Below are 23,437 nucleotides of genomic sequence, written 5' to 3'. Positions count from 1 at the left end.
TGGTCGTCCTCTGCCGGGGGGTTGGTTCAGGAGTGATTCCGCAGCCTGTTCACCGCGGCCGCGAAGCTGTCGCCCCGCGCCGCGTAGTTGCGGAACTGGTCCATGGACGCGCATCCCGGGGCCAGCAGCACGGTGTCACCCGGGCGGGCGAGCGGTGCCGCGACCTCGACGACGCGTTCCATGGGATCAGTGTCTCCGGTGTCCACCTCCACGATGGGGACGTCAGGCGCGTGTCGGCGCAGCGCCTCGGCGATCAGCGCCCGGTCCGTCCCGATCAGGACGGCCGCGCGCAGCCGGTCGCGGACCGCGATGACCAGCTCGTCGAAGGTCGCGCCCTTGGCCAGTCCCCCGGCGATCCACACGACATCGGCGAATCCGTGGATCGAGGCCTGCGCGGCGTGCGCATTGGTCGCCTTCGAGTCGTCGACCCAGCGCACCCCGTCGATCGTGGCGACCTCGGCGATGCGGTGGGCATCGGGCACGAACGCGCGCAGGCCGTCGCGGACCGCCCGGGGCTCGACGCCGTGCGCCCGCGCGAGTGCCGCGGCGGCGAGCGCATTGGCCACGACGTGCGGCGGCGGCACCCGGTCGGCATCGCCGTGCGCGGCCAGGCCGATGTCGCCGACGCTGCCGAGCTCGGCGGCGGTGGAGAGGCGGCCGGCGATGAACGCGCGGTCGGCGATCGCGTCGTCGACCAGGCCGATCATGCCGGGCGCTGGGATGCCGAGCGTGAAGCCGATCGCCCGGCAGCCCTCGACGACGTCGGCCTCCTCGACCATGTGCTCGGTCACGGGATCCTGCACGTTGTAGACGCACGCGACCTGGGTGCGCTCGTAGATGCGGGCCTTGTCGGCGGTGTAGGCGTCCAGGCCGCCGTGCCAGTCGATGTGGTCGGGCGCCAGGTTGAGCACGGCGCTGGCCTGCGCCGAGATGGACTGGCTCCAGTGCAGCTGATAGCTGGACAGCTCGACGGCCAGCACGTCGAACCGCTCGGGGTTCATGACGGCCTCCAGCACGGGGGTGCCGACGTTGCCGACCGCGAGGGCGTTGAGGCCCTGCGCCCGCAGGATCGACTCGAGCATCTGCACCGTCGTGGTCTTGCCGTTGGTGCCGGTGACCGTGAGCCACGGTGCCGGGTCGTCACCGCGCAGCCGCCACGCGAGCTCCACCTCGCCCCACACCGGGATGGCACGGGCCGCGGCCTCGGCGAGCAGCGGTGTCGTGGGCGACCAGCCCGGGGAGGTCACGAACAGGTCGACGCCCTCGGGGAACGTCGCGGTCGAGCCGGGGCCCAGGCGCACGTCGACGCCCAGCAGCTCCAGCAGCGTGCCCTTCTCGCGCAGGGCGTCGTCGTCGCCGTCGTCCATCGCGATGACATCGGCCCCGAGGTGCTGCAGGGTGTCGGCGGCGGCGAAGCCGCTGACCCCGAGACCGCCGACCGCCGCGCGGACGCCCTCCCACGAGGAGCTTCGGCCGAGCGAGAACACGTCGATCGTCATACGCCGGTGACCCATTCGCTGTAGAAGATGCCCAGGCCGGTCGCGACGCACAGGCCGCTGATGATCCAGAACCGCACCACGATCGTGATCTCGGCCCACCCGAGCAGCTCGAAGTGGTGCTGCAATGGTGCCATCCGGAATATTCGTTTGCCGCCGGACAGCTTGAACCAGCCGACCTGGAGGATCACCGACATCGTGATCGCGACGAACAGGCCGCCGATGATGACCAGGAGCAGCTCGGTGCGGGTCATCAGCGCGAAGCCGGCCATCGCGCCACCGAGCGACAGCGAGCCGGTGTCGCCCATGAAGATCTTGGCCGGGGACGCGTTCCACCACAGGAAGCCGAAGCATGCACCCGTCAGCGCGGACGCCACGACGGCCAGGTCGAGCGGGTCACGCACCTCGTAGCACTTGATGCCAGGGTTGGTGGCGCAGTTCTGGCCGCTCTGCCAGATGTTGATGAACACGTACGCGCCGAAGACCATCATCGCGGCGCCGGTCGCCAGACCGTCCAGGCCGTCGGTCAGGTTGACGCCGTTGCTGGCACCGGCGACCAGCAGCAGCACCCAGATCACCAGCAGCGCCGTGGGCAGCCGCCACCCGTCGAAGTCGCGGGTGAACGAGATCGCGTGCGTGATGGGCGTGCGTCCCGCGTCGTCCTCCCACATGATCGCCAGCCACGCGAAGATCAGGCCGATGACGGTCTGGCCGACCAGCTTGGCCTTGCTGCGCAGGCCCAGGTTGCGTTGCTTGGAGACCTTGATGAAGTCGTCGAGGAAGCCGATCGCGCCGAGGCCCACGAACAGGAACAGCAGCAGCATCGCGGAGGCGCTGGGCGCCGTCTGGGTGGCCAGCTTCGCCGCGAAGTAGCCCACGAGCACCGCGATGATGATGACCAGGCCACCCATCGTGGGGGTGCCGCGCTTGGTGTGGTGCGAGGTCGGGCCGTCATCGCGGATCAGCTGGCCGTAGCCCTGCTTGACCAGCACCGAGATCGCGAACCGGGTGCCGATGAGCGTGACCAACAGCGAGAGCGCTCCTGCGATCAGGATGGCCTTCATCGCGTGGTGGTTCCTTTCGGGGAGATGCCTCGGCGTGCTGTCGTCGAGTGGGAGGTCAGGCTTGGACGAGCGCCTGGGAGACGCGCTCGAGCCGCGCGCCCCTCGATGCTTTCACAAGTACGACCTCGTCCCCGGACAGGCTCGCGGGCAGTGTGCGGGTCGCCACATCGGCATCGTCGACGAGCTCGGCGATGTCACCGGCCCCGTCCGCGATCGCGCTGGCCTCCGCGCCGACGACCACGACCCGGGTGAAGCCCAGATCGGCCGCCAGACGCCCGATCCGGCGGTGCTCGGCGTCGCTCTGCTCACCCAGCTCGAACATCGGCCCGAGCACGGCGACACCCCGCCCGCGGCTGATCGCGGCGACCGCGCGCAGGGAGGCGGCCATCGACTGGGGATTGGCGTTGTAGGCGTCGTTGATGACCACGAGCCCGTCGGCCCGGACGTGGCGCTCCATGCGCATGGGAGACCTGGCGGTGTCGGCCGTCGCCAAGCGGGCGGCGATCGTCTCCAGGTCGACGCCCAGCGACAGCGCGGCGGCTGCGGCCGCTGCCGCGTTCATCGCGTGGTAGTCGCCGATCAGCGGCACGTGGGCCTCGACGGAACGTCCGTGGTGGCTCAAGGTGAAGTGCGGGGACCCGTCGTCATCCAGGCGCACCGCACCGACCCGCACGTCACCGGTCGTGCCGAAGGTCGTGACGCTGGCGCGCGTCCGCGACACCATCGCCGACACCCGGGGGTCGTCGGCGTTCAGGACCACGACCCCGTCCGGGCCGGTGGACTCGGCCATCTCGCCCTTGGCCACCGCGATGCGGTCGGCCGAGCCGAACTCGCCGACGTGGGCGAGGCCGACGTTCAGCACCATGCCGATGTCCGGCGGGGCGATCTCGCACAGGGCGGCGATGTCGCCGATGGCCCGTGCGCCCATCTCGACCACGAGGAAGCGCGTCAGCTCGTCGACCTGGAGCACCGTCAGCGGGACGCCGAGCTCGTTGTTGTGGTTGCCGCGGGTGGCGACGGTGGCCCCCTCCGGCGCCAGCAGGTGCGCGATGAGGTCCTTGACGCTGGTCTTGCCGCTCGAGCCGGTCATCGCGACGACCTGGACGTCCTCGCGCTCGTCCAGCACGTGGCGGGCCAGGACGCCGAGGGCCCGGGTGGCGTCGGGGACGATGACGCCCGGCACCCCCGTGTCGCGTGATGCCAGCACCCCGGCCGCCCCGGCCTCGACCGCCCGTGCCGTGAAGTCGTGCCCGTCGGCGTGCTCGCCGGCGATCGCCACGAACAGGCCGCCGGGCTCGACAGCCCGCGAGTCCAGCGTCGCGGCACCGTCCACGACGATCCCGCCGTCACCGACGACGGTCCCACCGGTGACGTCGGCGATCTGCGCCAGCGACATGGGGATCATGAGGCGGCTCCGATCAGCTCGACCAGGACCTCGCGGTCGTCGAAGGGATGCACGACCCCGTCGACCTCCTGACCGCGTTCGTGCCCCTTGCCGGCGACCACGACGGTGTCACCCAGGTGCGCCATGGCCACCGCGTGGGCGATCGCCTCACGGCGCCCGGGCACCTCGATCGCGACGCCGGGCCCGGCGGCGGCACCCTGCATGACGGCGCTGCGGATCGTGGCGGCGCTCTCGGTGCGCGGGTTGTCGTCGGTCACGATCACCACGTCGGCGTGCCGCGCGGCGGCCTCCCCCATCAGCGGGCGCTTGCCGTGGTCGCGATCTCCCCCGGCACCGATGACGACGATGAGCCGCCCGGCCGTGACGGGGCGCAGGGCCGACAGCACGGCCGTCACCGCATCGGGCTTGTGGGCGTAGTCGACGATCGCGGTGAACGGCTGGCCGGCGTCGACCCGCTCCATCCGGCCGGGCACGCCGGTGCTGGCCGCGATGCCTGCCGCCAGCTCGGCCGGGTCGTGGCCGGCGGTCGCCAGTGCCGCGATGACCGCCAGCGCGTTGGAGACGTTGAAGACGCCGGGCAACGGGACCGACAGGTCGAAGGCGGCACCGTCGGGACCGATGACCTCCAGATCGGTGCCGAGCCGGTGCGGGCGGATGTTGACCGCACGCCAGTCGGCTGCGTTGCCGTCGGTCGAGAAGGTCGTGATGGGCAGCGGCGTCAGCTCGCGCAGCCGCCGTCCGTGCGCGTCGTCGACGTTGATCACGGCGTGCCGTGCCCGCTCGGGGGTGAACAGCGCCGCCTTCGCCAGGAAGTAGTCCTCCAGGTCGTGGTGGAAGTCGAGGTGGTCGCGGCCCAGGTTCAAGAACACCGCGACGTCGAACAAGAAGCCGTCGACCCGGCCCTGGACGAGCGCGTGGCTGGAGACCTCCATCGCGCAGACCTCCACGCCCTCCTCGCGCATCACCGCGAACAGGGCCTGCAGCTGGGGTGCCTCGGGCGTCGTCAGGGTCGACGCAGCAGGGACGCGCCCGATGCGCGTGCCGATCGTCCCGACGACGGCCGAGACCCGGTCTCCCAGGGCGGCCTCGGCCAGGTACGTCGTGGTCGTCTTGCCCTGGGTGCCGGTGATGCCGACGGTCGTGAACGACTCGGCGGGATGCCCGTAGAACGCGGCACTCAGCCCAGCGATCTTCCGACGCGGCTGATCCACGACGATCGTGGGCAGGACCCCCGCGACCAGCTCCGCACCGTCGCGGTCGGTCAGGACCGCCACCGCGCCACGCTCGACGGCCTGGCCGACATAGGTCGCCCCGTGTGCCCGGGCGCCGGGCAGCGCCGCGTACAGGTCACCGGGCTGGACGTGCGCCGTGTTCAGCGCGATGCCCGTGACGACCGCCTCGCCGGATGCCGTGGCACCCACCTCGGCCGCCAGCTCGGCGAGCCCCCAACGGGGAGTCTGGGAAGGTCGAACCCGCATCTCTTGCGTCACCCAGCAACCCTACCGATCGCCATGTGCCGCCTACTCCCAGGTCTGCTCGACCTTGGGGCTCTTCGAGCCGCTGGGCGCGACGCCGAAGCGCTCCAGGGCCATCGACATGATGTCGTGGAAGACCGGCGCGGCGGTCGAGCCGCCACCCGCGTTGCTGTACGGCTTGTCGAGCACGATGTAGGTCAGGAAGCGCGGGTTGTCGGCCGGGGCGAAGCCCATGAACGACACCGTGTTCTGGCCGCGGATGTAGCGGCCCGTCGCGGGGTCGACGCGCCACGCGGTGCCGGTCTTGCCGGCCACGCGGTATCCCTTGATGGCCGCCGCGGGCGCGGTGCCGTCCTCGGCCGTGACGGCCTCCATCATCCGGGTGACCGTCGCGGCGGCGTCCTTGGAGACGACGCGGTGGCTCGCTGCGGAGCCGACCGGCGTCTCCTCACCGTCCGCGTCGCGGGTGCTGGCGACGACGGCCGGCTCGCACATCTTGCCGGCGTTGGCGATCGCCCCGACCGCCCGCATCATCTGCATCGCCGTGACCGAGATGCCCTGACCGAAGGAGATGGTCGCGTGATTGGCCTTGGTCCAGTCCTTGCCGTTGCTCAGGATGCCCTTGGACTCTCCCGGCAGCTTCACCCCGGACTCCTGGCCGAAGCCGAACTTGCGGAAGTAGTCGTACATCGTCTCGTTGCTCATCTGCCGGGCCGCGACGATCGTGCCGAGGTTGGACGACAGGGCGATGACGCCGGCGGCCGTGAGCTTGAGCGTCCCGTGCTCCCAGTAGTCACCGATCGGGTACTTGTCGATGACCATCTTGGAGGGCACCACGATCGGGGTGTCGGCGGTGACCTTGCCCTGGTCGGCGAGCGCGGCCATCGTCACGGTCTTCATGACGCTGCCGGGCTCGTACACGGTCTGCACGGCGCGCGAGACGGTGTTGGAGTCGGTCATGCCGGTGCGCGTGTCGGCGTCGAAGGTGGGAGCCTGCGACATCTGCACGATCTGGCAGGTCTTGACGTCCATCGTGATCGCGAGCCCCCAGTCGGAGCTGGAGTCACGGACCGCCTTGACCAGGCGCTGGTCGGAGAACCACTGCAGATCGCGGTCGATCGTGGTCTTGACGTCCTTGCCGGGGACCATCTTGGTCACCGTGCTGTCGGCCATCGGGATGCGCTGGCCCGTCGGTGACACCTCGTAGGTGCTCGAGCCGTCCTTGCCGGTGAGGATCTTGTCGTACTGCTGCTCCAGGCCCGCGACACCCTTGCCGGCGCCGTTGACGTAGCCGAGGAGGTTGGCCGCGAGCCTGCCGCCCGGGTAGCTGCGCAGGGTGCCCTTCTCGGTGAAGACGCCGGTCAGCTCCGCCTTGTCGATCGCGTCGATCGCCTTGTCGGCGGTCCACTTCGGGAGATCGCGGACGAGGTAGACGAAACGGGACTTCGGCGTGCGCAGCTTGTCGATCGTGTCGAAGTAGTCGATCGAGTCACCCAGCTCCTCACGCAGGATCCGCGCGATCTGCGGGGCGTGCGGGGCCGTCATGCTCGGATCGGCCGTGATCGTGACGCCGTCGACGCTGGTGGCCAGGTTCTGGCCGTTGCGGTCCAGGATCGCGCCCCGCGGTGCGGGGTCGATCCGGGTCGCGGTGCCGGCCTGGACCGACATCGCGGCGTAGGCGCTGGCGTCGATTCCCTGGATCTGGAAGAGCCGGGCGCCGAACAGCGTGAAGATGACGAGCACCACCACCGTGCACCAGTGCAGACGGCGACGCGTCAGGTGCCGCGGGCTCACCGGGTCACGCTCCCGAGGTTGTGACCGGGCTCGGCCGGCTCGGGCTCACCGAGCACCCGGCCGTCGGACAGGCGCAGGAAGGCGGGGTTGGCATTGGGCACCATGCCGAGCGCGAGCGCGCGGCCGGCGACGTTGCCCGGGCTCTGCAACCGCTCGACGTCGCGCGCGATGGCCTGCTGCTTGGTCTGCAGGCTCGCCGCCTGACGGTCGAGCTTGGCGGCCTCGAAGGACTGCGCCTGCAGGATCGTGCTCATGATGATCAGGCCGACCAGCCCGATGGCCAGGACCGTCATGACCACCACGACGAACGGGGCCCGGCGGGCGCGGCTGCGCACGGGGCGGACCAGCCGGAGCCCGGCGGCCTTCGCCTCCTCGAGCCGGCGAGGTGCGGGCGCCAGCGCCCGGGCAACCATCGAGCTCATGCTTCGTTCCTCTCGACGACGCGCAGGCGGACCGATCGGGCGCGGGAGTTCTCCTCGATCTCGCTCTCGGTCGCCATCTCGGCGCCGCGGGTGACGAGCCGGAACTTCGCCTCGTGCCCGGCGGGGACGAAGGGCATGTCCCGGGGAACGTCGGTCGTGGTCACCTCGGCGAACGCGCGCTTCGTGATCCGATCCTCCAGCGAGTGGTACGACAGCACGACGACACGGCCGCCGGGCGCCAGCACCTCCAGCGAGGCCGGCAGGGCCCGGCGGTAGACGCCGAGCTCGTCGTTGACCTCGATGCGCAGCGCTTGGAACGTCCGCTTGGCCGGGTTGCCACCCGTGCGGCGGGCCGCCTGCGGGATGCTGTCGCGGATCAGGTCCACGAGCCGGGCGCTGTTGGTGAACGGCTCCCTGGCGCGCTCGGCCACGACGGCGTCGGCGATCCGCTTGGCGAACTTCTCCTCGCCGTACTCGCGCAGCACCCGCGCCAGGTCCCGCGAGCTGTAGGTGTTGAGGATGTCGGCGGCGGTCAGCTCGTCCTCGTTGTTCATCCTCATGTCCAGCGGCGCGTCCTGGGCGTAGGCGAAGCCACGGTCGGCCAGGTCGAGCTGCATCGAGGAGACGCCGAGGTCGAACAGCACGCCGGAGACGCTGCTGAAGCCGGCCTCGTGGACGACGTCGACGATCTGGTCGTACACCGCGTGGGCGAAGGTCACCCGGTCACCGAACGGGGCCAGCCGCTGCCTGGACCGTGCGAGGGCCTCCGGATCGCGATCGATCCCGATGACGTGCAGGTGCTCGAAGCGCTGGAGCATCGCCTCGGTGTGGCCGCCCAGCCCGAGCGTCGCATCGACGACGACGGGCCGCTCGACGTCGAGCGCGGGGGCCAGCAGGTCGAGCACGCGGTCCAGCAGGACCGGGACGTGACTCGCGTCGCTCACAGCCGGCCCAGACCCGTCGAGATCAGCACGGCGAGCACGATCGAGGAGCCCAAGGAGAACGCCATGAGGCGGACGCCGTCGGCGACCTCGTGGCGTACTCGTCGTGTCCTCGTGTGGGTGCTCATGTCTCCTCGTCCTGTCGTGTGCCCGGCTGGTGCTCCTGCGACCAGATCCGCGACCGCCGGGTCTGACACCGGGGAAGTGATGTCAGAACCGAACGGGCGCAGATCTCGCCGCACGAACGTCAGAAGATCCCGGGCATCACTTCTTCCGACATGTCCGCGAACGGACCCTCTTGGGCTGCGGAGAACTCGTCCCAGCGGGCCGAGTCCCAGATCTCGATGCGATCCATCGCGCCGACGACCGTGCACTCCTTGTCCAGGTGCGCCCAGGTGCGCAGGACCGGAGGGATCGAGATGCGTCCCTGCTTGTCCGGGACCTCCGACGAGGCGCCGGAGAAGAACATCCGGTTGAAGTTGCGCGCCGCCTGGTTGGTGAACGGCGTGTTCCGGATGCGATCGGTGAAGGCGTTGAAGGACTCGGTCGTCCACCCGTAGATGCAGTTCTCCTGCCCACGCGTGAGGACGATGCCGGTCTCGAGGCGCGGACGGAACTTGGCCGGGAGGAACAGGCGCCCCTTGTCGTCGAGGCGAGGGGTGTAGGTGCCGAAGAAGTTGGACACATCCGGGTTCACCTCGCTCCTCCTCGTCGGCCATTCGCTCCATTTCGCACCACTGTACTCCACCTTTCCCCACCCAGGACACTTCTGGGCACCTTTTTCGGGCACAAAAAAGCGCGTCCCCCACGAGCTGGGGAACGCGCTGAATGCCGTCAGGACACAGAAAAACCGCCCCCGTGGGGGCGGTTGGTCCGTGAGTGGAGCGAAGTGGGGCGAAATCGCCCTACGACGCCATGGTCACCCGATCTAGATGTTGTCGTCGCGCCGGCGCTGCCAGCGCTCCTCCATGCGATCGACGAACGATCCGGAGGACTTGGGCTGGCGACCGGGGCGTCCCGGCTTGCCGGACGGGGCCCGTGCCTCGTCGGCCGGTCCACCGATGCCGCGTCGCCAGGCCTGGGTGAACAGGAAGGCCGTGCCCACCATGACCAGGAAGCCGATCACGCCGATGACGGTCATCTTGCTGACCGCGCCGGCGAACATCACCACGAGGCCCGCGATGAACCCCAGGGCAGACAGCACCGCAACGCGTCGGTTGTGGGCCATGAACTTCGAACCGCGCAGCGTGGAGGCGAAGTCGGGGTCCTCAGCGGCCAACGACTGCTCGAGCTGGTGGAGAAGCCTGGCCTCTTCGTCAGAGAGTGGCACTGTTGCCTCCTGGATCGGATGGTGCTGAATTCAAGTCTAGGCGTGCGATGGTGTGCAGACCAGCCGAGAAACCTGTGAAGTCCGATGACGTCCTCAGGATTCGTTCCAGGGCGAACAGCGCCTCCCGTGCGCCGGGCTCGGTGTCGACGATCGCGCTGGGCACGAGGTCGGCGAAGACCCGCACACCGCTGCTCTCGACCGGCTGGAAACCCCGCTCCACGAGCAGCTGCTCGACCTCGGCGACGACGAAGCGACGCGGCCCCATCGACCGCAGGTCCCAGTCCGCCGCCGTGCGTCCCAGCAGGGTCTGCGCCGTGACGAAGTCGCCGGCCAGGGCACGCGCCGCGACAGCGGCATTGCGTCCGGCGACCATGACGCTGACGTGGCCGCCGGGACGCAGGACGGTCGCGACGGTGTCCAGCGCCTCCCCCGGGTCGTCGACGTGCTCGAGCACCCCGTGGCACATCACCAGGTCGAAGGACGCCGGGGCAACGTGCGCCGGCAGATCGGACGCATCGCCCTGCACACCGGTGACGGGGACGGCCAGTCCGGCCTCGACCCCGCGCCGGTGCAGGGACGCGAGCGCATCGGGGCTGGGATCGACCACCGTGACCCGATGCCCGCTCTGGGCCAGGCGCACCGCGTCGCCGCCGGTCCCGCCGCCCAGGTCGAGCACGTCGAGCAGCGAGCTGCCACCTGCCATCGTGACCGCGTCGGCCACGGCCTGCCACATCAGCTCGGAGCGCACCGGACCCATGACGGACACTGTAGCCACAGCGCAGCGGCCGCCTCCCCACCCCGTAGTCTGCGCGCATGGCGAACGTCGTGGTGGTGGGTGGCGGATTCGCCGGACTGTCGGCCGCAGCGCGCCTGGCCAAGCTGCGCCACGAGGTGATCCTGCTCGAGAGCAGCTCACGCCTCGGTGGCCGGTTGCACGGCCACGAGGCGAACGGCCACCGGTGGCCCCTCGAGCTCGACACCGTGACGCTGCCGGGGGTGTTCCGCGACCTGTTCCGCAAGTCCGGGCGCCCGATCGACCGGGTCATGGGGCTGGAGAAGACGTCCGGGCGCCGTCACCTGTTCGCCGATCGCTCGGTCCTGGACCTGCCGCTGGGCAACCGGGGCGACCAGCACGAGGCCGTCGCCGGCCTGTTCGGCCAGGACGAGTGGTCGCCGTGGGTGGACCGGTTCGCCGAGCCGTGGAACCTGATCCGCACGATGGCGCTGGACGAGGTCTTCCCGGGGCGGCCCGCCGTGACCCGGCCGGTCCGCAAGACGCTGCGTCCCCGGCGCACCGTCGCGGCGCTCGACCGTGACTTCGCCGACGAGCGGCTGGCCAGCATCGTGCTGGACCCCTTCCGGCTCGGCGGGCAGGACCGGCGGACCACACCGGCCTTCCTGGCGGTGACCCACTATCTCGAGCGGTCCTTCGGCCGGTGGCGGTTCGAGGGCGGACTGCCCGGGCTCGCAGCAGCCCTGGAGAAGCGTCTGACGGAGCGGCGGGTGACGGTCGAGCTCGGCGAGTCCGGTGTCGAGATCGTCCGCGACGGCCACCGGGTGACCGGCGTCGTGACCGACCGCCGCACCGTCCCGGCCGATGTGGTCGTCTGGTGCGCACCGACCCGGCCCGCCTCCCTGCCGCGGGTCCGCATGCTGCCGGTCATCCCGGCGTCCCGCACGCTCGTCACGCTGTCGCCCGACGCCCCGGCGATCGCCGACGACCTGCTGGTCCACTCCGATCCACCGATGCGGTTGTTCGCCGCCGGCGAGGACCGGTGGACGATCGAGCACCACAGCGGCGAGGACCCGCTGCAGGCACTGGCGCGCCTCGGCCTGGACCTGCGCCGGCACGTCACGGCCCGCACGACGCTGACCCCCAGCGAGCTGGTGACCCTCGGCCACTGGGGCTGGGCGTGGAACGGCTGGACGACGGCCTTCGACCTGCCCGGGGTCGCCCCCACCGGCGGGCTGTACTTCGCCGGCGCCCACGCCCATCCCGGCGGGACGCTCGAGGCGATCGGCATGGCGACCGCGGCGATCGCCGGCGACGTCGGCGCGGTCGCGCGCTAGGAGCCGCCGGCGGACGGGCTCAGAGCAGGCCGTCGGCCCGCAGCGCCTCGAAGATCTCGCGGGTCGCCTTCGACCGGTTGAGCGTGATGAAGTGCAGGCCCGGCGCTCCCCCCGCCAGCAGGTCACGGCACAGCTGGGTGGCCAGCTCGATGCCCGTGGCCCGGACGGCGTCCTTGTCGCCTGCGATCGGCTCGATCTGGTCGAGCACCTCGCGGGGCAGCTCCGCGCCGCACAGCTCGGCCATGCGGGCGACCTGCCCGAAGTTCAGGATCGGCATGATGCCCGGCACGATCGGCATGTCGCAGCCACGGGCCCGGACCCGGTCGACCAGCTCGAAGTAGTCCGACGCCCTGAAGAACATCTGCGTGATGGCGTACTCGGCACCCGCCCGCGACTTGGCGACGAGCACCTCGGCGTCCTGGTCGAGGCTCTCGGCGTCGGGATGACCCTCGGGGAAGGCGGCGACGCCGATCTCGAAGCCGCCGATCTCCGCGGCGAGCTCAACCAGGTCGATCGCGTAGGTCATGCCGTCGGGATGCGGCTCCCACGGCGCACGCGGGCCACCCTTCGGATCGCCGCGCAGCGCCAGGACGCTGTCGACCCCGGCCGCGGCGTACTGCTTGAGGACCGACTCGATCTCACCCTTGGTCTGGCCCACCAGGGTCAGGTGGCCGACCGGGCGGATCCCGGTCTGCTCGGCGATGCGGGCCGTCATGCGCACGGTGCGCTCCTGGCTCGTGCCACCGGCCCCGTAGGTCACCGACACGAACGTCGGGCGCAGCGTCTCCAGGTCGGCGATGGTCCGCCACAGCACCGCTTCCCCGTCGTCGTCCTTCGGCGGGAAGAACTCGAAGGAGTACGTCGGCGCGGGGGCGGTCAGCGCAGCAACGAGGGAGCGGTCTTCGAAAGCCATGGCTCAACGGTACCGTTCAGCAGGTGGCCACAGGTGCGCAAGATTCCGAGTTCAGGGCACGCGTCGATCACACCCTGGAGGAATTCGTCCAGCGGCAACGGGACGTGTTCTCAGCCATCGGACCCGATCTCGACGAGGTGTCCGATGCGGCCGCCTCCTTCGTCCGCGGGGGCAAGCGCCTGCGTCCTTCGTTCTGCTTCGCCGGCTGGCTCGTGGCCGGCGGCGCCCCCGACGAGCCCGGCATCGTGCCCGCCGCCGCCTCCCTGGAGTGGCTCCAGGGCAGCGCGCTGGTGCACGACGACCTCATGGACGGTTCGGACACGCGGCGCGGGCTCCCCTCCGTCCATCGCGCGTTCGAGGCGCTGCACCGTGCGGAGGACCGGGTCGGCGATCCCGCCGGGTTCGGCGTCTCGGCGGCCGTCCTGCTCGGCGATCTGATGCTGTCGTGGTGCGACGAGATGTTCCGCACCAGCCGCCTGCCGACGGTGCCGGCCGCGCTGGCCTACCTCGACCTGTGCAAGACCGAGGTCGTCGCCGGACAGTTCCTGGACGTCGTCGGCCAGACCCGGGCGACCCTGTCGGTCGCCGAGGCCATGCGGGTCGTCCGGTTCAAGTCCGCCAAGTACACCGTCGAACGTCCCCTGCACATCGGCGCAGCCCTCGCCGGCGCCGACGAGACGCTGATCCGGGCCCTGTCCGACGTCGCACTCCCCCTCGGCGAGGCATTCCAGCTGCGCGATGACGTGCTGGGCGTGTTCGGCGATCCCTCCGTGACCGGCAAGCCTGCCGGCGACGACCTGCGCGAGGGCAAGCGCACGGTGCTCATCGCGCGGACCCAGGAGCTGACCGACGACGCAGGACGCGCCCTGCTGGCCGAAGCACTCGGCACGGCCGAGGGCGTCGGCCCGATCACCGACCTGATCCGCGCCTGCGGCGCCTGGGAGGCCGTGGAGGCCGACATCTCCCGGCTCGAGGACGAGGCCGATGCCGCGATCGAGCGCATCGGCGGCGTGGCGCCGGCCGTGCTGGGCCCCTTGGCACTGACCGCGACCCGCCGGACGCGCTGAACCAACCCGCATCCGTGCTGGTCACGGGGCCGTGTGGGAGAGTCACTAGAATGCGTGAGGGCCCGCTGTGGGTCCGCTGCGTGACGAGGGAGGGCTGGCGTGGCATTGACGGGCGACGAAGCCCTCGTCGGTAGTGTCCTCAACGAGCGCTACCTGATCGGCGAGCGCATTGCGCGCGGCGGCATGGCGAGCGTCTTCAAGGCGACCGACCAGCGACTCGACCGCGAGGTCGCGATCAAGGTCATGCACCGCGGTCTCGGCGACGACCAGCAGTTCACCCAGCGCTTCGTCCGTGAGGCGAAGTCCGCTGCCAAGCTCAACCACCGCAATGTCGTGTCGGTCTTCGACCAGGGCACCGACGGCGAGGTGACCTATCTGGTCATGGAGTACGTGCCGGGCCACACCCTGCGCGATCTCATGCGCCAAGAGGCGCCCATGGCGCCCTACCGCGCGCTCGAGCTGCTCGAGCAGGTCCTCATCGCGCTGTCGGCCGCGCACGCGGCCCGCATCATCCACCGCGACGTGAAGCCCGAGAACGTCCTCATCACCCCCGACGGCGAGGTCAAGGTCGCCGACTTCGGCCTGGCTCGTGCGGTCAGCGCCGCGACCACCGCGACCGGCGGCACGCTGATCGGCACGGTGTCGTACCTGGCCCCCGAGATCGTCACGAACGACGGTGCCGATGCCCGCTCGGACGTCTACGCGTGCGGCGCGATGCTGTACGAGATGCTCACCGGTTTCAAGCCGCACTCGGGCGACTCACCGATCCAGGTGGCCTACAAGCACGTGCACGAGGACATCGGTCCCCCGTCGGACCTCGAGCCCGGCATCCCCCCGTACGTCGACGCCCTGGTCGCCCGGGCCACCGTCCGCGACCGCGACCAGCGGTCGACCGATGCGCGGGTCATGCTGCAGCAGGTCCGCTCGGTCCAGCGCGCCCTGCAGGCCGGGCTGGCCGATGATCCCGAGCTGGTGGCCGACCTGTTGCCGGGCGGGCGCGTCGACGAGGACGCCGACTCCCCCACCGTCGCCGTTCCCCGCATCCCGGCCGGCGCAGCCGCGTCCGCCTCCGCGACGGCACTGACGACATCCACCGCAGCCAGCTCCGAGCACACCATGGAGTGGAGCAGCGGCGTCACCGATCCGCCGGTCCCCCCGGCCGGCGGCGCCGCCAAGCCGCTGGGCCTCGACCCGCCGATGAGCCGCGCGCAGTACGGCCAGGCCGCGAGCAAGCCCCACTCGCGCCGCGGGCGCACCCTGCTGATCCTCGCTCTGCTGCTGGCCGTGCTGGCCGGCGGCCTGACCTGGTACTTCACCGACCTGCGGTACGACGAGACGCCGTACCTGGTCAACAGCTCCGAGACCGTCGCCAAGGAGAACGCCGAGGCCGCCGGCTTCACGTTCAAGGTAGAAAAGCGCGACTTCTCCGAGACGGTCCTGGCCGGCACGATCATCAGCACCGACCCGGACCCGGGCGCCAAGATCCTGCCCGGCGGGACGATCGAGGCCGTGGTGTCCAAGGGGCCGGACCGGGTGTTCATCCCGAAGGGCGACCTCAAGGGCATGACGGTCGAGGAGGCCACGGCCGCCCTCGCCGAGCAGGACCTGGTCCTGGGCGAGCAGAAGCAGGTCTTCGACGAGAAGATCGACGAGGGCCGCATCGTCAAGGCCGATGGCGTGACGTCCACCGACGAGCTCAAGCGCGGCACCGCGGTCAACGTGCTGGTCAGCAAGGGCCGCAAGCCCATCAAGATCACCGACCACACCGGCGATCCCCTCGACGCGGCACGCAAGGCCCTCGCGGCCGCCGGCTTCAAGGTGTCGACGTCCGAGACGTTCAGCGACTCCGTCCCCGAGGGACGCATCGTGTCCCAGTCACCCTCCCAGGGCACGGGCTTCAAGAACGACACGATCTCGTTGTCGGTCTCCAAGGGCCCCGAGGAGATCCCCATTCCTTCGGTCATCGGCATGAGCAAGTCTGACGGGCGGGCGGCCCTGGAGGCCGCCGGGTTCAAGGTGCGGGCGCTGTGGTTCCCCGGTGCGGGCAACTACACGATCCAGGGCCAGAGCCCCAACGGCGGCGAGAAGGCCAAGCGCGGCGCGACCGTCACGATCTCACCGATCTGACCCCCACACGACGAACGCCGTGCGGCTGCCCCCTGAGGGGCGGCTGCACGGCGTCCGTCGTTTCCGGCGCGACCGAGGTCAGCGACCGGCGAGCATCTCGGCGACGAGGAAGGCCAGCTCGAGCGACTGGGCGCGGTTGAGGCGCGGGTCGCACAGGGTCTCGTAGCGGTGGGTGAGGTCCTCGGCCGAGAGCTTGGCGCCGCCGCCGACGCACTCGGTGACGTCATCGCCGGTCAGCTCGACGTGCAGGCCGCCGGGCCAGGTGCCCAGCGCGCGGTGCACCTCGAAGAAGCCACGGACCTCGTCGATGACGTCGTCGAACTCACGGGTCTTGTACCCGTTGCTGGTCTCGAAGGTGTTGCCGTGCATCGGATCGCAGATCCACGCCACCTCGATGCCGGCCGCGGTGACCTTCTCGACCAGGTTCGGCAGGCCGTCACGGATCTTGCCGGCGCCGAAGCGGGTGATGAAGCTGACCTTGCCGGGGATGCGGTCGGGGTTGAGCTTCTCGTACAGCGCGATCGCGTCATCGGCCGTCGTGGTGGGGCCCAGCTTCACGCCGATCGGGTTCGCGATGCGGCTGAGCAGCTCGACGTGTGCGCCGTCGAGCTGGCGGGTGCGCTCGCCGATCCACACGAAGTGGCTCGACACGTCGTACGGCTGCTGCGTGCGCGAGTCGATGCGGGTCAGCGCGTGCTCGTACTCCAGGACCAGCGCCTCGTGCGAGGAGAAGAAGTCGACGGTGTGGAACTCTTCCGGATCGACGCCGATGGCGTCCATGAACGCCAGGGCTCGGTCGATCTCGGCGCCGATGCGCTCATAGCGCTCGCGCACCGGGCTGCTCTTGACGAAGTCGGTGTTCCACGCGTGCATCTGACGCAGATCGGCGTAGCCACCGGTCGTGAAGGCGCGCGCCAGGTTCAGCGTCGCGGCCGATGCGTTGTAGACGTCGACGAGCCGCTGCGGGTCGTGGGCGCGGGACTCGGGCGTGAAGTCGAAGCCGTTGACCGCATCGCCGCGGTACGCCGGCAACGTGACGCCGTCGCGCGTCTCGGTGTCGCTCGAGCGGGGCTTGGCGTACTGGCCGGCCAGCCGGCCGACCTTGACCACCGGCACGCTGGCCGCGTACGTCAGCACGACGGCCATCGACAGCAGGACGCGCAGCTTGTTGCGCACGTTCTCGGCCGTCACGCCCTCGAAGGTCTCGGCGCAGTCGCCACCCTGCAGCAGGAACGCCTTGCCCTGCGCCACCTCGGCGAGCCGGTCACGGAGTGCATCGCACTCCCCCGCAAACACCAGCGGGGGCATCTTCCGCAGCTTCTGCACCGCGGCGTCGCGGGCAGACTGGTCGACATACGTGGGCTGCTGGGCAGCGCCGATCGCATGGAGGTCGTCAAGGCTGGGGATGTTCACGGCCCAAGGATACGCGCGCGGCGCGAGGCCCCGATGACAGGTCGAGCCATGTGAGACGCGGGCGCGGCGGTGAGCCTGCCGAGCCGGATCGCTCACCTGGCCTCGACAGCGGGACGCGCTCCGCGCGTGTCACGCTCGACCTGGGTTCGCGCGCGCTCGCAGAGCTCGCTTGGCTCACCCAAAGAACACCTCGGCCTCCTCGTAGAGGTCGGCGCGGACGGTCTTGAGCTGGTCGGTGCCCTCGGACAGCGGCACCCGGACGATCTCGGTGCCGCGCAGAGCCATCATCGTGCCGAAGTCCCCCTCGTGCACCGCGGTGATGGCGTGCAGCCCGAACCGGGTCGCGAGCCACCGGTCGAAGGCCGTCGGCGTCCCGCCGCGCTGCACGTGGCCCAGCACGACGGCCCGCGCCTCCTTGCCGGTGCGGCGCTCGATCTCGGCGGCCAGCCGGTCGCCGATGCCGCCGAGCCGCACGTGCCCGAAGGCGTCCTTCTCGCCGCTGGCCAGCGACATGTCGCCGCCCTCGACCGGCACGGCGCCCTCGGAGACCACGATGATCGGCGCGTAGTGGGTCGCGAAACGGCTCTCCACCTGCGCGCACACCTGCTCGATGTCGAACGGCCGCTCGGGGATCAGGATGATGTTGGCGCCGCCGGCCATTCCGCTGTGCAGCGCGATCCATCCCGCGTGCCGGCCCATGACCTCGACCACCAGCACCCGGTGGTGGGACTCGGCCGTCGTGTGCAGCCGGTCGATCGCCTCGGTCGCGATGTTGACCGCGGTGTCGAAGCCGAAGGTGAAGTCGGTGCCGGACAGGTCGTTGTCGATCGTCTTGGGGACGCCCACCACGTCCACCCCCAGATCGGCCAGCCGCGTCGCCACCCCCAGCGTGTCCTCGCCGCCGATCGCGATCAGGGCGTCGCAGCCGTTGGCGGCCAGGTTGTCCTTGATCTGCTCGACGCCGTTGTCGATCGCGAAGGGATTGGTCCGCGACGAGCCCAGGATCGTGCCGCCACGGGGCAGGATGCCGCGCACCTGCTCGATGCCCAGGGCCATGGTGTCGTTCTCCAGCGGGCCGCGCCAGCCGTCCCGGAAGCCGATGAAGTCATGCCCGTACGCCGTGACCCCCTTGCGCACGACGGCCCGGATGACCGCATTGAGTCCGGGGCAGTCTCCTCCCCCGGTGAGCATTCCGACGCGCATCGTGATCTCCCTCTCGGTGGAATCGTGCCTACTGCGGACGAATCTCCTGCCACACCTCGTCGGACTCGGCGCGGGCCGCCTCCTGGGCGGCCTGCTTGGCAGCTTCCTTCTCGCGGGCCTGGTCGCGCTTCTTGGCGTCCGGCGCGTACAGGTCGACGTACTCCTGATCGGACAGGCGCATGATCTCGTACATGATCTCGTCAGTGATGGCCCGCAGGATGTAGCGGTCGTCCTGCAGTCCCTCGTAGCGGCTGAAGTCCAGCGGCTTGCCGAACCGGACGCCGGGACGGGCGAAGCGGCCGAACACCTTGCCGGGGGGCGCCACGACATCGGTGCCGATGACGGCCAGCGGGATGACCGGCACACCGGCCTCCAGCGCGAGCCGCGCGACGCCCGTTCGTCCGCGGTAGAGCTTGCCGTCGTGCGAGCGGGTGCCCTCCGGGTAGATGCCGCACACCTCGCCGTCGCGCAGCAGTCGCAGTTGCGTCTTGATGGCCCCCGCCGCCGCGGACCCGCTCGTGCGATCGATCGGCACCTGACCGGCACCGGAGAAGAAGGTCTTCTGCAGCCAGCCCTTGAGGCCGGATCCCTCGAAGTACTCGGCCTTGGCCACGAAGGTCACCCGCCGCGGGATCACCAGCGGCATGAACAGCCAGTCGCTGTAGGACAGGTGGTTGCTCGCCAGGATGACGGCACCCTCCTTGGGCACGTTCTCCGTGCCCTCCGCCCATGGTCTGAAGATCAGCTTGAGCAACGGACCCAGCGCGAGGAACTTCAAGAACCAATAGAACACGGCCCGACCCTACTCCGAACGGCACCGGTTTCGCACGATGCTACGCAGGGTCACAGGTCATGATGGATGATGAGGACATGACCTCCACGCCGCGGCCCGGAGCCGAACCCTTTGCTGCAGACGGTGGCAGCACCGGTGTCCTGCTCAGTCACGGCTTCACCGGCTCGCCGGCGTCCATGACTCCATGGGCCCGGCACCTCGCCGAGCGCGGCCACACCGTCCGGGTGCCTCGCCTCCCCGGGCACGGGACGACCTGGCAGGACATGAACCGGACCCGCTGGACGGACTGGTACGACGAGCTCGACACCGCCCTGACCGACCTGCGCTCCCGCTGCGACCGGGTCGCCGTGGCCGGGCTGTCGATGGGTGGGTGCCTCGCCCTGCGCCTGGCCCAGCAGCGCCCGTCCGACGTGGACGCGCTCGTGCTGGTCAACCCGGCGGTCAACGTCAAGCGGTTCGACGTCAAGCTCGTCCCCGCGCTGCAGTGGGTCATCCCCTCGATGCCGGGCATCGGCAACGACATCAAGATGCCCGGGCAGGACGAGATCGGCTACGACCGGACACCGCTGAAGGCGCTGGCCTCGCAGCTGAAGATGTGGAAGGACGTGCGCGCGGCGCTGCCCACGGTCACCCAGCCGCTGCTGTTCTTCCGTTCCACCGACGACCACGTCGTTGACGAGACCTCGCGCCGGATCATCCTGGACGGTCTCTCGTCCACCGTCGTCGAGGACGTCACGCTGGACAACAGCTTCCACGTCGCGACGCTGGACCACGACGCCCCGCTGATCTTCTCGCGCACCGATGTCTTCCTGGCCGAGCACCTGCCCGCCGAGCACCCGGGAGCAGCGCATGAGCGATCGTGAGGACGACCGCGACGACTTCGACCGCATCGTCGAGGGTCTCGACCTGGACCTGTCCTTCCCCGACGAGCCGATCGACCCGGTGCCGTCGCCCCGGCCCGATCCGGACGCCCTGCGGTGGGCCTCCGACGAGGCCGAACCGGCCGAGACCGAGGAGCCGTTCTACCGCCGCGTCGAGCCCACGTCGCTGATCCCCCGTCGCCGTGGCGTCCTGCTGGCGTGGGTCGGGGTGATCGGTGCCCCGCTGCTGCTCGTGGGGGCGACGGTCGCGCACGTGTACCTCGCCAGGTCGCTCGTCGCCGGTGCCGCGCTCATCTTCGTGGCCGCGGCGATCTACCTGTTCTTGCAGCTGCCCGAACACGGGCCCTCGCGCCGGGACTGGCCGGACGACGGCGCCGTGCTGTGAGCCTGGCCATGTCGGCTGCGCCGATCAGCCCGGCCTCGGGCCCCAGGTGGGCCTGGACGATCCGCGCCTCGGCGCGGTAGCCCCGACCGGTCAGCGTCCGCGAGAACGCCGCGCGGGTCGGCGCGAGCAACAGCTCCCCCGCGTCACTGACCCCGCCGCCGATCACGAAGGTGCCCGGGTCCAGGGCGGCGGCCAGGTTCGCGATGCCGACCCCCAGCCAGTCGCCGACGTCGGCGATCCAGGCCATGGCCTCCTTATTGCCCCTGCGGGCATGTGCGGTGACGTGTGCGCCGCCGATGGCCAGCACGTCTCCACCCGCGTCGGACAGCAGCTCGACGCCGAAGGGCGTGCCGTCGTCCGCGGCCTCGCGGGCGCGACGCGTCAGCACCCGTCCGCTGGCGTACTGCTCCCAGCACCCCCGGTTGCCGCACGGGCACGACAGCCCACCGGGCACGACCTGCATGTGGCCGAACTCCCCGGCGATGCCGAACTTGCCGCGGTACGGCTGCCCGTCGATGACCAGGGCGCCGCCGATCCCGGTGCCGAGCGTGATGAGCACCAGATCGGTCTCGTTCTGCGCCGCGCCGAAGCGCCACTCCGCCCAGCCGGCCGCATTCGCGTCGTTGTCGACCAGCACCGGCAGGCGGGTTCGTCGTGCGACGGCATCACGCAGGGGCTCGTGCCGCCAGGCCAGGTGCGGCGCGAACAGCACCGTGGACTGGGTGGCGTCGACGAATCCCGCCGCGCCGATGCCGATGGCCCGGATGTGGTGCTCCTTGCGGAACAGCTCGGTGATGTCGGCGATCGCGTCGATGACCTGCAGCGGGTCGGTCGTGGGGGTGTCCCGCCTCACCCGGTCCAGCACCCGGCCGTCGGCGTCGACGATGCCCGCGGCGATCTTGGTGCCGCCGATGTCGATCCCCAGCGAGACGACCATCAGACCGGCTCGACGCGGGCGAGATCCGCGGCCCCGATGATGCCGGCCTCGTTGCCCAGGGTGGCCAGGCGCAGCGACGCCTGGGGACGGTGAGCACGTGCCGGCAGGTGCGTCTCGAACGCCTCCACGACGCTGGCCAGCACCAGGTCGCCCGCGGCGGCCACGCCGCCGCCGATCGCGATGACGCTGGGGTCGAGGATCGTCGCCAGCACCGCGGCGCCCTCGCCGATCCACCGGCCGAGCTCGGTCAACAGCTCCACCGCCAGCGGATCACCGTCCTTCGCGAGCTTGGTCAGCTCCTGACCTGTGATGCGGGACGGGTCGCCGCCGCCGAGCGCCGCTATCGCGCCGGCCCGCGGGTCCTCGTTCAGCACCCGCTCGCGGGCGTCACGCACCAGCGCGCTGCCGCTGCCGTACTGCTCGTAGCAGCCCCGCTGACCGCAGCCGCACAAGATGCCGTCGGGCACGATGCGCATGTGGCCGATCTCGGCGGCCACGCCGAATCCGCCGCGGTACAGCTGCCCGTGGTGCACGATGCCGCCGCCGATGCCGGTGCCGACCGTGATGAGCAGCAGGTCGTCGTCGGTGTCCTCACCGGCACCGAAGCTGAACTCGCCCCACGCGGCGGCGTTGGCGTCGTTCTCCACCACGACCGGCAGCTTCACGAGTGACTGCACCCGCTGGCCCAGCGGCTCCTCGCGCCAGTCGATGTTGGGGGCGAAGCGGACGGTCTGCCGGTCCTCGCCGACGAATCCGGCGGCACCGATGCCGATGCCCACCGCATCCTGCTCCCCGGTCAGCCGCTCCACGAGATCGGCGACGGCGACCGGGATCGCGCTCGCGTCCTCCGGGGTGGGCTCCTCGACGGAGTCGAGGATCTGTCCGGTCTCCGACACCAGGCCGGCCGCGATCTTCGTGCCGCCGATGTCGACGCCGATGGCGAGGGTCACTGCTTCTCCTGCGGGGTGAGGGCTTGGTCGACGAGGTTCCGCACGGAGCGGACCAGGGCGGTTGCCGAGGTGGTGACGGAGGCGATCGCCTCGGGATGCTCACGGACGAGTCCGGCGACGCGGCACACCGGGCACCATGCGGTGCTGCACTGGTGCTGGGCCGCCTCGTCGGTCGCGGAGCCGGTCATGGCGTCGAACAGCTTGAACGCCTCCTCGGCGATCGAGCCGACCGGCTCGTCGTCGAGCGGCGGTGGATTCTCCGGTCCCGGCGCGCTCACGAGGCCTCGACCTGTTTCTTCAACCCCTTGAGGGCGGTGTCGATGATGACCTTCTCGGCCTTGCGCTTGAGCATGCCGAGCAGCGGCACCGACACGTCGACGGACAGCTGGTAGGTGACCCGGGTCCGTGCCCCGTCGAGCGGCTCGAGGACATAGGCGCCGTCCATCGAGGTCAGCATCGAGCCGGGCTCGGCCAGCCGCCAGGAGACCGTGCGGTCGGCGTCCCACACATAGGCCAGGTCGTACTCGTCGCGGATCGGCGCGGCGTCGAGCACGAAGTGCACCTGACGCGCGCGATCATCGTCCGCGGTCGCGACGACGTCGGCGGTCTTGACGCCGGTCGCCCACACGGGATACGCGGAGAAATCAGCGATCACGGCCATGATCTGATCGGCCGGGGCATCGATGACGATGTCGCTCGTGGTGCGAGCCATTCAGCCCTCCTCGTCCCCGGCTCCCGCGTGAGCCACCATGCTAGTGGCTCACCCAGCCG

General features: G+C 70.6%; 24 protein-coding genes. 5 read left to right on the top strand and 19 right to left on the bottom strand.

Translation table 11 applies throughout. The features are described from left to right. Positions 1–26: 26 nt before the first annotated feature. From murD to NQV15_RS06880, 11 genes are all read right to left on the bottom strand, one after another. The gene (gene murD / locus NQV15_RS06930) at positions 27–1,514 is read right to left on the bottom strand and encodes a UDP-N-acetylmuramoyl-L-alanine--D-glutamate ligase (protein WP_232399092.1); all 1,488 of its coding nucleotides are present in this window, start codon (positions 1,512–1,514) and stop codon (positions 27–29) included. Continuing rightward, entirely contained in the window at positions 1,496–2,560 is a 1,065-nt protein-coding gene (mraY, locus tag NQV15_RS06925) for a phospho-N-acetylmuramoyl-pentapeptide-transferase (protein WP_232399091.1), read from the bottom strand. Before mraY ends, murD begins: the two co-directional genes overlap by 19 nt. 55 nt (positions 2,561–2,615) lie before the next feature. Next, positions 2,616–3,965 (bottom strand): UDP-N-acetylmuramoyl-tripeptide--D-alanyl-D-alanine ligase, encoded by a 1,350-nt coding sequence (locus NQV15_RS06920; RefSeq protein WP_232399090.1) that lies wholly within the window; start codon positions 3,963–3,965, stop codon positions 2,616–2,618. Then, the gene (locus tag NQV15_RS06915) at positions 3,962–5,443 is read right to left on the bottom strand and encodes a UDP-N-acetylmuramoyl-L-alanyl-D-glutamate--2,6-diaminopimelate ligase (protein ID WP_255669865.1); all 1,482 of its coding nucleotides are present in this window, start codon (positions 5,441–5,443) and stop codon (positions 3,962–3,964) included. Before NQV15_RS06915 ends, NQV15_RS06920 begins: the two co-directional genes overlap by 4 nt. Positions 5,444–5,485: 42 nt before the next feature. After that, entirely contained in the window at positions 5,486–7,234 is a 1,749-nt protein-coding gene (locus NQV15_RS06910) for a peptidoglycan D,D-transpeptidase FtsI family protein (protein ID WP_232399088.1), read from the bottom strand. Continuing rightward, the gene (locus tag NQV15_RS06905) at positions 7,231–7,656 is read right to left on the bottom strand and encodes a hypothetical protein (RefSeq protein WP_232399087.1); all 426 of its coding nucleotides are present in this window, start codon (positions 7,654–7,656) and stop codon (positions 7,231–7,233) included. Before NQV15_RS06905 ends, NQV15_RS06910 begins: the two co-directional genes overlap by 4 nt. After that, complete coding sequence (gene rsmH / locus NQV15_RS06900) at positions 7,653–8,600, bottom strand: 16S rRNA (cytosine(1402)-N(4))-methyltransferase RsmH (RefSeq protein ID WP_232399086.1); 948 nt, start codon at positions 8,598–8,600, stop codon at positions 7,653–7,655. Before rsmH ends, NQV15_RS06905 begins: the two co-directional genes overlap by 4 nt. Beyond that, entirely contained in the window at positions 8,597–8,725 is a 129-nt protein-coding gene (locus tag NQV15_RS06895; protein WP_255669728.1) for a hypothetical protein, read from the bottom strand. The genes rsmH and NQV15_RS06895 overlap by 4 nt, the downstream gene beginning before the upstream one ends. Before the next feature lie 119 nt (positions 8,726–8,844). Further along, a complete protein-coding gene (gene mraZ / locus NQV15_RS06890; RefSeq protein ID WP_232399085.1) occupies positions 8,845–9,294 on the bottom strand; it encodes a division/cell wall cluster transcriptional repressor MraZ in 450 nt (149 codons plus the stop codon). A 231-nt stretch (positions 9,295–9,525) separates the two neighbouring features. Next, positions 9,526–9,927, bottom strand: a complete 402-nt coding sequence (locus NQV15_RS06885; protein ID WP_232399084.1) for a DUF3040 domain-containing protein — start codon at positions 9,925–9,927, stop codon at positions 9,526–9,528. Then, positions 9,914–10,684 (bottom strand): class I SAM-dependent methyltransferase, encoded by a 771-nt coding sequence (locus NQV15_RS06880; protein WP_232399082.1) that lies wholly within the window; start codon positions 10,682–10,684, stop codon positions 9,914–9,916. Before NQV15_RS06880 ends, NQV15_RS06885 begins: the two co-directional genes overlap by 14 nt. A 56-nt stretch (positions 10,685–10,740) precedes the next feature. On the opposite strand from NQV15_RS06880, the gene NQV15_RS06875 reads away from it, so the two are divergent. Next, positions 10,741–11,997 (top strand): phytoene desaturase family protein, encoded by a 1,257-nt coding sequence (locus NQV15_RS06875; RefSeq protein WP_232399081.1) that lies wholly within the window; start codon positions 10,741–10,743, stop codon positions 11,995–11,997. 19 nt (positions 11,998–12,016) lie between these two features. Here NQV15_RS06875 and metF read toward each other — a convergent pair whose 3' ends face one another. Further along, entirely contained in the window at positions 12,017–12,910 is an 894-nt protein-coding gene (gene metF / locus NQV15_RS06870) for a methylenetetrahydrofolate reductase [NAD(P)H] (protein WP_232399079.1), read from the bottom strand. A 104-nt stretch (positions 12,911–13,014) separates the two neighbouring features. Here metF and NQV15_RS06865 point away from each other — a divergent pair, with 104 nt between their 5' ends. Beyond that, entirely contained in the window at positions 13,015–13,977 is a 963-nt protein-coding gene (locus NQV15_RS06865; protein ID WP_232399077.1) for a polyprenyl synthetase family protein, read from the top strand. A gap of 99 nt (positions 13,978–14,076) precedes the next feature. Beyond that, positions 14,077–16,104 carry a Stk1 family PASTA domain-containing Ser/Thr kinase gene (gene pknB / locus NQV15_RS06860; RefSeq protein WP_232399074.1) on the top strand — a complete coding sequence of 676 codons (2,028 nt, stop codon included), beginning with the start codon at positions 14,077–14,079 and terminating at the stop codon, positions 16,102–16,104. 78 nt (positions 16,105–16,182) lie between these two features. Here pknB and NQV15_RS06855 read toward each other — a convergent pair whose 3' ends face one another. The 3 genes from NQV15_RS06855 to NQV15_RS06845 all read right to left on the bottom strand — a co-directional run bounded on the left by NQV15_RS06855 (position 16,183) and on the right by NQV15_RS06845 (position 19,513). Further along, positions 16,183–17,517 carry a class II 3-deoxy-7-phosphoheptulonate synthase gene (locus NQV15_RS06855; protein ID WP_232399073.1) on the bottom strand — a complete coding sequence of 445 codons (1,335 nt, stop codon included), beginning with the start codon at positions 17,515–17,517 and terminating at the stop codon, positions 16,183–16,185. A 174-nt stretch (positions 17,518–17,691) separates the two neighbouring features. Then, a complete protein-coding gene (locus NQV15_RS06850; RefSeq protein WP_232399070.1) occupies positions 17,692–18,720 on the bottom strand; it encodes a 6-phosphofructokinase in 1,029 nt (342 codons plus the stop codon). 28 nt (positions 18,721–18,748) lie between these two features. Continuing rightward, entirely contained in the window at positions 18,749–19,513 is a 765-nt protein-coding gene (locus NQV15_RS06845) for a lysophospholipid acyltransferase family protein (protein ID WP_232399069.1), read from the bottom strand. Between the two features lie 77 nt (positions 19,514–19,590). Between NQV15_RS06845 and NQV15_RS06840 the strand changes: the two genes are divergently transcribed. Further along, entirely contained in the window at positions 19,591–20,376 is a 786-nt protein-coding gene (locus NQV15_RS06840; protein ID WP_232399067.1) for an alpha/beta hydrolase, read from the top strand. Then, positions 20,363–20,779: a hypothetical protein gene (locus tag NQV15_RS06835; protein ID WP_232399066.1), complete on the top strand. Its 417-nt coding sequence runs from the start codon at positions 20,363–20,365 to the stop codon at positions 20,777–20,779. The genes NQV15_RS06840 and NQV15_RS06835 overlap by 14 nt, the downstream gene beginning before the upstream one ends. Here the strand turns inward: NQV15_RS06835 and NQV15_RS06830 are convergent. From NQV15_RS06830 to NQV15_RS06815, 4 genes are read right to left on the bottom strand one after another with little or no spacing between them, the layout of a single operon-like run. After that, positions 20,685–21,716 carry an ROK family glucokinase gene (locus NQV15_RS06830; protein WP_232399065.1) on the bottom strand — a complete coding sequence of 344 codons (1,032 nt, stop codon included), beginning with the start codon at positions 21,714–21,716 and terminating at the stop codon, positions 20,685–20,687. The two genes, NQV15_RS06835 and NQV15_RS06830, sit on opposite strands and share 95 nt — an antisense overlap. Continuing rightward, positions 21,716–22,666: an ROK family glucokinase gene (locus NQV15_RS06825; RefSeq protein ID WP_232399063.1), complete on the bottom strand. Its 951-nt coding sequence runs from the start codon at positions 22,664–22,666 to the stop codon at positions 21,716–21,718. The genes NQV15_RS06830 and NQV15_RS06825 overlap by 1 nt, the downstream gene beginning before the upstream one ends. After that, positions 22,663–22,944 carry a hypothetical protein gene (locus tag NQV15_RS06820; protein ID WP_232399061.1) on the bottom strand — a complete coding sequence of 94 codons (282 nt, stop codon included), beginning with the start codon at positions 22,942–22,944 and terminating at the stop codon, positions 22,663–22,665. Before NQV15_RS06820 ends, NQV15_RS06825 begins: the two co-directional genes overlap by 4 nt. Further along, entirely contained in the window at positions 22,941–23,378 is a 438-nt protein-coding gene (locus NQV15_RS06815) for an SRPBCC family protein (RefSeq protein WP_232399060.1), read from the bottom strand. The genes NQV15_RS06820 and NQV15_RS06815 overlap by 4 nt, the downstream gene beginning before the upstream one ends. Positions 23,379–23,437 lie beyond the last annotated feature (59 nt).

This window comes from Aeromicrobium wangtongii (assembly GCF_024584515.1).
Taxonomy (GTDB): domain Bacteria; phylum Actinomycetota; class Actinomycetes; order Propionibacteriales; family Nocardioidaceae; genus Aeromicrobium; species Aeromicrobium wangtongii.
Note: the sequence above shows the minus strand (reverse complement) of the source record. Positions and strands in the feature narration are given on the sequence as shown.